At 46.5% G+C, this 10908-nt stretch carries 9 protein-coding genes; 4 read left to right on the top strand and 5 right to left on the bottom strand.

Annotation, left to right across the window (positions count from 1 at the left end):
- Positions 1 to 37 precede the first annotated feature (37 nt).
- Together prfB and RDN79_RS18430 are read right to left on the bottom strand one after the other, a co-directional pair.
- A protein-coding gene (prfB, locus tag RDN79_RS18435) for a peptide chain release factor 2 (RefSeq protein WP_298548288.1) occupies positions 38 to 1178 on the bottom strand; the annotation gives its coding sequence in 2 pieces (ribosomal slippage) (positions 38 to 1114 and positions 1116 to 1178; 1140 coding nt in all).
- A gap of 76 nt (positions 1179 to 1254) precedes the next feature.
- Complete coding sequence (locus tag RDN79_RS18430) at positions 1255 to 3090, bottom strand: long-chain fatty acid--CoA ligase (protein ID WP_298548285.1); 1836 nt, start codon at positions 3088 to 3090, stop codon at positions 1255 to 1257.
- Between the two features lie 186 nt (positions 3091 to 3276).
- Here RDN79_RS18430 and RDN79_RS18425 point away from each other — a divergent pair, with 186 nt between their 5' ends.
- From RDN79_RS18425 to RDN79_RS18415, 3 genes are read left to right on the top strand one after another with little or no spacing between them, the layout of a single operon-like run.
- The gene (locus tag RDN79_RS18425) at positions 3277 to 3603 is read left to right on the top strand and encodes a PadR family transcriptional regulator (RefSeq protein WP_005635619.1); all 327 of its coding nucleotides are present in this window, start codon (positions 3277 to 3279) and stop codon (positions 3601 to 3603) included.
- A 12-nt stretch (positions 3604 to 3615) separates the two neighbouring features.
- Positions 3616 to 4710, top strand: a complete 1095-nt coding sequence (locus RDN79_RS18420; RefSeq protein ID WP_298548278.1) for a PspC domain-containing protein — start codon at positions 3616 to 3618, stop codon at positions 4708 to 4710.
- Between the two features lie 19 nt (positions 4711 to 4729).
- Positions 4730 to 5461: a head GIN domain-containing protein gene (locus RDN79_RS18415; protein WP_298548276.1), complete on the top strand. Its 732-nt coding sequence runs from the start codon at positions 4730 to 4732 to the stop codon at positions 5459 to 5461.
- Between the two features lie 222 nt (positions 5462 to 5683).
- Here RDN79_RS18415 and RDN79_RS18410 read toward each other — a convergent pair whose 3' ends face one another.
- The 3 genes from RDN79_RS18410 to RDN79_RS18400 all read right to left on the bottom strand — a co-directional run bounded on the left by RDN79_RS18410 (position 5684) and on the right by RDN79_RS18400 (position 7909).
- Positions 5684 to 6079, bottom strand: a complete 396-nt coding sequence (locus RDN79_RS18410) for an HIT family protein (protein WP_298548274.1) — start codon at positions 6077 to 6079, stop codon at positions 5684 to 5686.
- 12 nt (positions 6080 to 6091) lie between these two features.
- Entirely contained in the window at positions 6092 to 6562 is a 471-nt protein-coding gene (gene greA, locus RDN79_RS18405; RefSeq protein ID WP_005645641.1) for a transcription elongation factor GreA, read from the bottom strand.
- Positions 6563 to 6751: 189 nt separating this feature from the next.
- Positions 6752 to 7909: a TlpA disulfide reductase family protein gene (locus tag RDN79_RS18400; RefSeq protein ID WP_298548289.1), complete on the bottom strand. Its 1158-nt coding sequence runs from the start codon at positions 7907 to 7909 to the stop codon at positions 6752 to 6754.
- 198 nt (positions 7910 to 8107) lie between these two features.
- Here RDN79_RS18400 and pnp point away from each other — a divergent pair, with 198 nt between their 5' ends.
- Complete coding sequence (pnp, locus tag RDN79_RS18395; protein ID WP_298548270.1) at positions 8108 to 10339, top strand: polyribonucleotide nucleotidyltransferase; 2232 nt, start codon at positions 8108 to 8110, stop codon at positions 10337 to 10339.
- Positions 10340 to 10908: the final 569 nt, after the last annotated feature.

Genomic DNA, 10908 nt, shown 5'->3' with positions numbered 1-10908 from the left:
CCGAACCGGGTAAGGGAACTATATCTCTATTTTTCAGTTAAATGAAAGAGCCGTGCTTTTCAGCAGATTCCGCTGCGCCGAATTCCATCAGGTAAGCCTTGATGAAATCATCGATTTTACCATCCATGACCCCGTTTACATCGGATGTCTGGTAGTTCGTCCGATGGTCTTTCACACGGCGGTCGTCGAACACGTAGCTGCGGATCTGGGAACCCCATTCGATCTTTTTCTTTCCGGCTTCCACCTTCGCCTGCTCTTCCATACGATGCTGTAATTCCTTATCGTACAAGATCGAGCGCAACTGACGCATCGCATTCTCGCGGTTCTTGGGTTGGTCACGGGTTTCCGTATTCTCGATCAGGATTTCTTCTTCTTCGCCCGTATAAGGATCTTTAAACTGATAGCGCAGACGTACACCGGATTCCACCTTGTTCACGTTCTGTCCACCGGCACCTCCCGAACGGAACGTATCCCAAGAGATGGCAGCCTGGTCGATCTTCACCTCGATCGTATCGTCGACCAGCGGGGTTACAAAGACAGAAGCAAATGAAGTCATTCGCTTGCCTTGTGCGTTATAAGGAGACACACGAACCAGGCGATGTACGCCGTTCTCTCCTTTCAGATACCCGTAAGCATAATCGCCCTCGATGTTGAGAGTCGCCGTTTTAATACCTGCCTCATCTCCTTCCTGATAGTTGGCGACGGAAATCTTATATCCGTTTGCCTCCGCCCAGCGCGTATACATACGAAGTAGCATCGAGGCCCAGTCCTGGCTTTCCGTACCGCCGGCACCGGAGTTGATCTTCAGCACACAACTCATCTGGTCGGCTTCCTGCCGCAACATATTGCGGAACTCCAGGCTTTCCACCAACCGGATGGCGTTGCCATAGGCTTCATCGACCTCTTCTTCACTGACGACTCCCTCTTTTACATAATCATAAGCCAACTGCAATTCTTCCGCTGCAGCATGAACCTCGTTGTAAAGTTCGATCCACTTTTTCAATTCTTTTACTTTCTTCATCTGGACTTCCGCCCGTTTGGCATCTTCCCAGAAACCGGGATCATGGGTACGTAACTCTTCTTCTTCTAACTGGATGGTCTTACCATCTATGTCAAAGATACCCCCTCAGCGCCTGCTGGCGCTCCAACACATTGCTTAGTTGGTCTGATGTGATCATAAATTTTCTTGTTTTTTAATTTGTCCGGCAAAGATACTCAATTTTCCTGACTATCAAAACGTCACTACTACCCCACCTAAATCGGATTTCTACCGCATGTATTCGAAGCTTCTTCATACATCTTTTCGATCGGATCCGCGTATTTCTGCAAAATGACCGAACGGCGGAGCTTGAGTGTATCCGTCAGTTCGCACCCCATCGCAAAAGGTTCGGACAACAAGGTGAAACGCTTGATCTTCTCATAAGAAGCCAGGTTCTTCTGGTTTTCCTCTATATGCGTCTCGATCAGGCGGAGGATTTCCTTATTCCGGACAAGTTCTTCCCGGCTGCCGGCAGCCAGCCCTTTTTCTTCGGCATACTTTTCCAATAACGGATAAGCGGGAACGATCAACGCGCTGACAAACTTACGCTGATCACCGATAACCGCAATCTGTTCGATATACTGATCACCGCTCATAACCATTTCAATCGCTTGCGGAGCGATGTATTTGCCGTTCGATGTTTTATACAAGTCCTTGATGCGTTCGGTGAAGAACAACGTGTTTCCTTCCATCCGCCCGGCATCTCCCGTACGGAAATAGCCGTCTTCCGTAAACGCCTTCTCGTTCTCAGCCGGTTTATTATAGTAACCGGACATCACCGTCTTGCCTTTTACCAGAATTTCACTATTCTCCGGATCGATCCGTACCTGTACATCCGGCATGACTTCCCCGATCGAACCGAACTGGAACCCGATTTCAGGATAGAAGCAGACGGTCGCCGTCGTCTCGCTCAAACCGTAACCATACACAATAGGGATATTGACAGACTGCAAAAATTCATTGACCGTATCCGAAAGCGGCGCACCGGCCACGGGGAAAAAGCGGCCGCGTTCGATCCCTAACACTCGTTTCAGCAAATTGAAAACGGTCTTATTATACATTTCGAACTTCAGCTTCAACCCGCAAGGAGCCGGGATGCCTTTATTCTTATATTCCAGATTATACTTGCGTCCGGTCTCGATGGCATTCAAAAAGATTTTCTTCATGGCGGGAGACGACGAGTTGATCTTTTCATGCACACCGGCATATACCTTCTCCCAGAAGCGGGGGACGTTGCACATCAATGTAGGATGTACCTCCGGCAATGTCTTCTGAATCATTTTAGGATCCTGGTTGATCGCAATCACCACTCCCTTATGCAGGCAATAGTAAGACCACGCTTTTTCAAAAATATGAGTCAGCGGCAAGAAACACATGGAAAGATCCTTATCCGTTACCATCGGCAGACGGATATCATGGATACGCATGGCTTCCAGATAATTGGAATGATGGAGCATGACCCCTTTGGACTCGCCGGTCGTCCCAGAAGTATAGATAATGGTAGCCAGGTCTTCCGGTACCGCTTCGTTCATGCGGATCTTCACCGTTGTCTCGGCATGCGCGTTATCGCCCAACCGCAGGAAATCGTCAAAATAAATCGAAGTCTTGTCATCCGGATTCAACTTGACAGCCGGATCAAACACCACCAGACGCTTCAGGTATTGAGACTCTTTCTGCACCTTGAACGCATTATTATACTGCAACTGCTCGCCGACAAACAAAGTATGTATATGGGCATCATTGATTATATACTCGATCTGCCCCGGAGAATTTGTCGCATACATCGGAATAGAGACCACACGGTTCGCGTATGCCCCGAAATCCGTATAAAAGCATTGCGGCATATTCTGTGAATAAACCCCGATATTCTCCTGTACTCCTATCCCGAATTCGGCCATTGCCTTAGCCGTCAGCATCACTTTTTCAGAGAATTCCTTCCAAGATATTTTAAGCCATTTCCCGGTTGCATTATCACGATATTTCAATGCAGTACGAGAACCATATTTTTCTGCCTGTCGATGAACCAACTCGGCATAATGGTAGTAAATCATAATTCTTTGTTTTGAATTGATAGTGCAAAAGTACTGTTTTCTATTCTATTTGTCATGAGATTAGCCTCTTTTTTACACAAAAGCGCCCAGTTTGTGCAATATTAATGTTAAATTAGAATAAACATAGTAGTATGTATTGCATAGTACACAGGCAATACATATATTTGTAGCGTAAAACAAAATAAAATGAATGCAGAGAACGTAAAATCACAAATGAGAAAGGGAACATTGGAATATTGTATCCTATTGCTCCTCAAAAAAGAGCCGGCGTACACCTCTGACATTATCCAGAAGTTACAGGAAGCTAAATTGATTGTAGTGGAAGGTACCCTATATCCTCTGTTGACAAGACTAAAGAACAGCGAATTGTTAAGTTACCAGTGGATAGAATCTACTCAAGGACCGCCTCGCAAATATTACCAGCTCACCCCGAAGGGAGAAGAATTCCTTGGAGAACTGGAAACATCCTGGCAGGAACTGAACGATACAATAAACCACATCAGAAACAATTAAAATCAGAAAACAATGAAGAAGACACTGACAGTTAATTTGGGAGGAACGGTTTTCCACATTGACGAAGATGCCTATGAACTGCTCGATAAATATCTGGCAAACCTTCGCATCCACTTCCGCAAGGAAGAGGGTTCGGAAGAGATTATGAACGATTTTGAAATGCGTATCTCCGAACTGTTCAACGAACGGGTTCGGCTGGGCCATGAAGTGATCACGATCGAACATGTCGAAGAAGTGATCAAGCGCATGGGCAAGCCGGAAGAACTTTTTGAAGGCGAAGAAGAAAAAGAAGACAACCGCGAAGAAGCAAAAACGCATTCTTTCCAAGAAGAGGAGATTCCCAGAGGTCCGAAAAAGCTGATGCGCGATCCGGACAACCGGGTATTGGGAGGTGTAGCCGGCGGTATCGCCGCTTATATGGGATGGGACGTGACAGCCGTACGTCTTGCCATGATTATCCTGCTTTTCATTCCTTATGCACCGATCATTATCCTATACCTTATATTATGGCTGGTAATGCCGTTGGCACGGACCGCAGCCGACAAGCTGATGATGCGCGGACAAAGCGTCACCCTCGAAAACATAGGCAAAACGGTTACGGACGGTTTCGAGAAGGTCAGCAATAACGTAAATGATTATGTGAGTTCCGACAAGCCGAGAAGCTTTCTGCAAAAACTGGCAGACTTGTTTGTCGGCGTGGTAGGGTTCATCCTGAAATTCATGGCCATACTGATCGGGACCATCCTGCTGCCGCCATTATTGCTCGTTGCTTTTATACTGGTTGTCGTCACCTTTGCCCTTATCGCCGGAGGTACTGGCTTCCTGTATCAATTGTCGCCGTTCGGGGCCGACCTGATAGCCGGAGCGCCGATTTCGCTGGCTATCATGGGATGCATCGGATTCATTCTGCTGATCGGTATTCCTATCTTTGCCCTGGTATATGCTATCTGTATGCAGCTGTTCAAGGCAAAGCCATTGCCCAACACGGCAAAATGGACGCTGCTGATCTTATGGTTAGTTTCCGTTGTACTGTGCATCATCTACTTCTATCAGACCGGAATAAACGGATGGAGCACATTGCCTTGGTACAATTTCTTCAATGTATAACCCTTTAAACAGCACGATCATGAAAAAGTCATATTCATTTATACTGGCATTCGCACTCATGGCAGGGCTTTTATGCTCTTGCCATATAAACAAGGTTTCCGGTGACGGAAACGTCGTAAGCAAGGAAATCCCGATAGGGGATTACGATGAGATACAAATCGAGGGAGAGAACATCAACCTCAAGTACATGCAATCGGACGACGCCCCCTATTTGAAAGTCGAGACAGACCAAAATATCATGGATATTCTGGATATCAATACCCATAACAAAGAGCTGGTTGTCCGCCCCAAAAACAAGCATACCGGAATCAACCCCACCCGCTTTATCGTGACAACCAACTCGACTGCCTTGAAAGAGTTCGAAATGGCAGGCGGAGGCAATTGCGACTTAGGCAAAGGTCTCAGCGGCAAGAAGCTGGAAATTAAATTTGCAGGAGGAGGAACCATAAAAGCCGATTCCATTGCCATCACCCGTTTGGATTGCGAAATCGCGGGTAGCGGCACAGTCTCACTGAGCGGTAAAACAGAAAAGATAAATATAAAAAGCGCCGGTAGCAGCAAGATCAAAGCGTTCGGCCTGAAGACCGAAGAACTTAATTGCGAAGCGGCCGGAAGCACCCATATCGAGATCACCGCAAACAAGGCAATATCCACCAAAATAGCCGGAAGCGGAACTATCCGGTACAAAGGGAATCCGAACATAAAGGAAAAGAGCATTGTCGGGAGCGGTTCCATTACCAAAGTTGATTAAAAACTCAAAACAAAATAGCGTATAACGATGATTGTGTGTTAAAAAAAGAAGGCCGTCCTTTCACAAGGGGGGCCTTTCTTCTAAGGTTAACAAATTTATGAGTAAAAACCACTAATGAATCTTTACAAAAAAACCGCTTCCTCCCTCTCAATATTATCATACAGAGGAAGAAGCGGTCACAAATATACATAAAGTTTTTATATCAAAAAGACTTTAGCTTATTTATTTAAAGGCATTTTTTATCCGTGCGGCAGTGTCTGCGAGCACGTCCTGAGTAATCTCCATTTTCTTTCCGCCAAAATACATATCCGACTCCTTCCGGATCGGAATTAAATGAATATGCGCATGGGGAACTTCCAGTCCCATTACAGCCAAACCGACCCGCTTGCAAGGAATAACAGCTTCTTGTGCACGAGCCACCCGTTTGGCAAATGCCATCATACGTCCGAGCAGGGGATCTTCTATGTCGAAAATATAGTCGACCTCTTTTTTCGGAATCACCAACGTATGGCCGACAGCTACCGGGTTGATGTCCAGAAAAGCGAAAAACTCTTCGTCTTCCGCTACTTTATGGCAAGGGATCTCACCTGCCACAATTCTACTGAATATAGATGCCATAATGGTATATTATTAAATCGATATATCCATAATTTCAAAGCTCATCATACCGGATGGGACTTTGATTTCCACAATGTCGCCTACCTTTTTTCCCATCAGCCCCTGCGCAATCGGAGTGCTGACCGCAATCTTGCCTTCTTTCAGGTTTGCTTCCGAGTCGGAAACCAGAGTGTACGTCATGACTGCATTGTTTTTGGTGTTCTTGATCTTGACCTTGTTCAGGATCTGGACTTCGTCTGTTTGAACACGCGTTTCGTCTATCAGGCGAGCATTAGAGATCAAGCCCTTCAACTGGGCAAGTTTTGCTTCCATAATGCCTTGCGCTTCCTTTGCTGCGTCATACTCAGCATTTTCAGACAAATCGCCTTTGTCACGGGCCTCTGCAATCTGGGCAGATATTTCCGGACGTTTCACGGTTTCCAGATAATTGATTTCAGCTAAAATCTTATCATAACCATCTTTCGTCATATAGCTCACTGCCATACTAAATCCTCCTATTTATTTAAATTGTTATTATTGATTGCCGCACAATAAAAAAAGAATCCCGACCAACTGCTTGGCCGGAACTCCTCTTTCTCTGTATTTTTAGACTTTGCAAAGATAAACGATCTTTTCAAGAACGCAAATCCTTTTGAAGTGCTTTACAACATGTTAGGATTTAAAAATCATAAATCAAAGCACCGCTTTTACGTCTGCTTCCAGTTTCTTCACGTCTTCGACACGCTTGACCAAGTTCCCTTTGCGGTCAAGGATGAAAAGGGCAGGCAATTGCTTTACATTGTACAAACCTGCCACTTGCGAATAAACAGACTGCGGGTCGCGGACAGTGATCCACGGCAAATTGGAAGCTCCGTTTCTCCAGAAATGGGAATCGCTATCCAACGAAACCTGATAAACCTCAAGCCCCTGGCCATGGTATTTCGTGTACAACTCACCCAGCGCCATATTCAAAGCCGGCGACCATTCCGTCTGATAAGCCGTAAAGTTTATCAAAACGACGTTGCCGGGAGCAACCGAAGACAGTTTTACCACTTCGCCCCGAACATCCGGCAATTCGATATCAAGGAATGAGATTTCCTTTGTTTCCACATTGCTGTAGTCGACAGGACGTTGGGCACGCAAGACCTTCATGGATTGCAATGTCAGATTATACAAATGCTTCGAACGCGGACTTTCCGGATAAGTATGATCGTAGCTGGTCGCAACCGCCCCGTATGCCTTGACATCATTCCTGTCGTACAAATCAAAGAACAACAAGCCGTCGATCTGCTGGAACAAAGCAAAATAGGCAGCCGTGGACATCGGCGCCGAATAAATATATTTCCGGGCGACTTCTTTATAGGCGTCGGCAGCAGCCAAAACCTTCGTACGGTAGGTCGTATCTGAAATCATCTTATCTTCATATTCCTTCCGCAGGCGACTGATCGCTTGGTTTGCATCCAGTTGCGCCAAGGTGATCGCCTTTATCGCCTTTGAGTTTTCAGATCCTTCCACCGAATAGGAAGTTGCGAAAGTACCGGCATCGGCGACGAAGGAAATAGTTTCGGTCGAATCGACTGCGAAGTTGATCAACTGGTTATTCAGACGCAGACGATAAAAGTCCGGATATTCGGGACGCTTTTCCGTAAACTTGAACTTCCCGCCGGGAGCCAACTTGATGGAATCGAGTGTAACCACATTCGATATACCGACATTCTCTAAATACATAAGCTGACCGTCAGCCCCCGCCACGACTCCCTTCACGGTGAAATCCGAGGAGTTGTTACAAGCAGAGAATAAGAACATGCACAGTCCTAAAACAGTCAACATCCGTGTGGATATTTGTTTCATCATATCTTTACTTCTTGTTTTAATCCGCTGCAAATATACATTAATTTACAATTGTGGCACTATTATTCGCTAAATCTTCCCGCTATTTTTATAAAAAAGAGCATTTCTCATGTTTTTTATTTTCATTTTCACACGTTTACAGATAAACTTTCACTACATTTGCACCAATTTTTACAGATAGAAAAATAAGAAAAGATTATGCTTAATCCAATTAACAAGACGATCGAATTGGCTGATGGAAGAACCATCACCATCGAAACCGGGAAATTGGCAAAACAGGCGGACGGTTCAGTGACCGTGCGTATGGGCAACACCATGTTGCTGGCTACTGTTTGCGCCGCTAAAGATGCAAACCCGGGTGTTGACTTCATGCCGTTACAAGTAGAGTACAAAGAAAAATTCTCGGCATTCGGCCGTTTCCCGGGAGGTTTTACAAAAAGAGAAGGTAAAGCTTCCGACTACGAAATCCTGACTTCCCGTTTGGTCGACCGCGCCCTCCGTCCTCTTTTCCCGGACAATTACCATGCCGAAGTATATGTAAATGTTATATTATTTTCCGCAGACGGTGAAGACATGCCGGATGCACTGGCCGGACTGGCTGCTTCCGCCGCATTGGCCGTATCGGACATACCCTTCAACGGACCGATCTCCGAATGCCGCGTCGCACGTATCGATGGCAAGTACGTAGTCAACCCCACGTTCTCTGAATTGGAAAAAGCAGATATTGATATTATGGTGGGTGCCACGCTTGACAACATCATGATGGTGGAAGGCGAAATGGACGAAGTCCAGGAATCGGAAATGCTCGAAGCGATCAAAGTTGCACACGAAGCGATCAAAGTACAGTGCCAGGCACAGCTCGAACTGTCCGAAGCATGCGGCAAACTGGTTAAACGCGAATACTGCCACGAAGTCAATGATGACGAGCTACGCAAGGATGTACACGAAAAATGTTACGCAAAGGCCTACGCCGTTGCAACATCCGGTACTGACAAACATCAGCGTGCCGAAGCATTCGAAGCAATCGTAGAAGAATATAAAGCCCAGTTCTCAGAAGAAGAATTGACGGACGAAAAGGCTGAAATGATCGGCCGCTATTACCACGATGTAGAAAAAGAAGCGATGCGCCGCGCTATCCTGGATGAAGGGAAGCGTCTGGATGGCCGTAAGACCACTGAAATCCGTCCGATCTGGATCGAAACAGACTGCCTGCCCGGCCCTCACGGTTCTGCGATCTTCACACGTGGCGAAACACAGTCGCTCTCGACTGTCACCTTAGGTACAAAAGCCGATGAAAAGATGATCGACGACGTACTGAACCACGGAAAAGAACGTTTCCTTTTACATTATAATTTCCCTCCGTTCTCTACAGGCGAAGCAAAAGCTTCCCGCGGTGTGGGACGTCGTGAAATCGGCCACGGGAACCTGGCCCACCGTGCATTGAAACGGATGATCCCGACAAACTATCCTTACGTGGTACGCGTGATCTCCGACATCTTAGAGTCTAACGGTTCTTCTTCAATGGCAACCGTATGTGCCGGTACGCTGGCGTTGAGAGACGCAGGCGTTCCGATGAAGAAGCCGGTATCCGGTATTGCAATGGGCCTGATCTCCGAAAACAAAGGTCAGAACTACGCTATCCTGTCCGATATCTTGGGAGACGAAGACCACTTGGGCGATATGGACTTCAAGGTAACAGGCACAAAAGACGGTATCACTGCCACTCAGATGGATATCAAGGTAGACGGCCTGTCATACGAAATTCTTGAAAACGCATTGGCACAGGCAAAAGAAGGCCGTATGTACATCTTAGGTAAGATCACAGAAGCCCAGCCGGAAGTTCGTTCGGATCTGAAGCCTCACGCTCCGAGAATCGAGACTATGACGATCGGCAAAGAATTTATCGGTGCGGTAATCGGCCCGGGCGGCAAGATCATCCAGGGCATTCAGGAAAAGACGGGTGCCATCATTACTATTGAAGAAGATGAAGGAGTGGGCAAAATCGAAATCTCCGGAACAAACAAAGCGACAATCGATGCGGCTATACGTGCCATCAAAAGTATCGTCGCTGTTCCTGAAATCGGTGAAACCTACGAAGGAAAGATCTCTTCCATCATGCCTTACGGCGCGTTCGTTGAATTCATGCCGGGCAAAGACGGCTTGCTCCATATTTCCGAAATCGACTGGAAACGTCTGGAAACAGTTGAACAGGCCGGTTTGAAAGAAGGCGATACTATCAGCGTCAAGTTGGTAGACATCGACGCCAAGACCGGCAAATTCAAATTATCCCACAAAGTCCTGCTGCCGAAACCGGAAGGTTACGAAGAACGTCCGCCGAGACCCGAACGCGGTCCGAGACCGGAACGTGGAGATCGTGGACCCCGCCAGGATCGCGGAGACCGTGGTCCTCGCCGCGAACGCCAGGATTAAGAATCGGTAAAACACATACGTGTATAAATTCCAAACGGCTCCCGTCCCCTATTTTTGGGGACGGGAGCTGTTTTTTTTCGGACGGGAGGCAAAAAGGGGTGGACATGGTGGACGTTATTTTGCGTTTTCAATACTTTATACACAATGGTAATGGTTTTATTCTACCTATAATACCAATGACCATTACATATAAAGTTACAAAAGTGCATTTTACCCCCATAACTCGTAGCACAATGATAACAAAGCCATTAACCTCCACCGATATTTCCATCCATGCTCCCTCCTGCTGTCCAAAAGTTTGCTCAACTACGCAAAAAAGAGGCTTTTTCCATCGTTTCTTCAGTTCAAATCCCTCCTTTTTTCTGCTATTTTCGACATCATTCACGTCCATTTCGACCACCAATGACCATCGTTGAGACAAATTCAGGCCATTATTTCGCCACTTGACAGAATTTGTATGCGCTTATATGAATGAATGAGATGGAAAAACGAAGCCCCGAAGATGTCGATCACCTCCGGGGCTTGTTTTCTGTATGCTTTCGTCCTTCACAGGGCTACCGGCTACATTG

Source organism: uncultured Parabacteroides sp., assembly GCF_902493135.1.
GTDB lineage: Bacteria > Bacteroidota > Bacteroidia > Bacteroidales > Tannerellaceae > Parabacteroides.
The sequence above is the reverse complement of the archived record's forward strand: the minus strand, read 5'-3'. Positions and strand labels throughout refer to the sequence as shown.

Excerpts from the sequence above, each read along its gene's own strand:
- RDN79_RS18430 (WP_298548285.1), bottom strand. The coding sequence starts at position 3,090 with ATGATTTACTACCATTATGCCGAGTTGGTTCATCGACAGGCAGAAAAA.
- RDN79_RS18425 (WP_005635619.1), top strand. The coding sequence starts at position 3,277 with ATGAATGCAGAGAACGTAAAATCACAAATGAGAAAGGGAACATTGGAA.
- RDN79_RS18420 (WP_298548278.1), top strand. The coding sequence starts at position 3,616 with ATGAAGAAGACACTGACAGTTAATTTGGGAGGAACGGTTTTCCACATT.
- RDN79_RS18415 (WP_298548276.1), top strand. The coding sequence starts at position 4,730 with ATGAAAAAGTCATATTCATTTATACTGGCATTCGCACTCATGGCAGGG.
- RDN79_RS18410 (WP_298548274.1), bottom strand. The coding sequence starts at position 6,079 with ATGGCATCTATATTCAGTAGAATTGTGGCAGGTGAGATCCCTTGCCAT.
- greA (WP_005645641.1), bottom strand. The coding sequence starts at position 6,562 with ATGGCAGTGAGCTATATGACGAAAGATGGTTATGATAAGATTTTAGCT.
- RDN79_RS18400 (WP_298548289.1), bottom strand. The coding sequence starts at position 7,909 with ATGAAACAAATATCCACACGGATGTTGACTGTTTTAGGACTGTGCATG.
- pnp (WP_298548270.1), top strand. The coding sequence starts at position 8,108 with ATGCTTAATCCAATTAACAAGACGATCGAATTGGCTGATGGAAGAACC.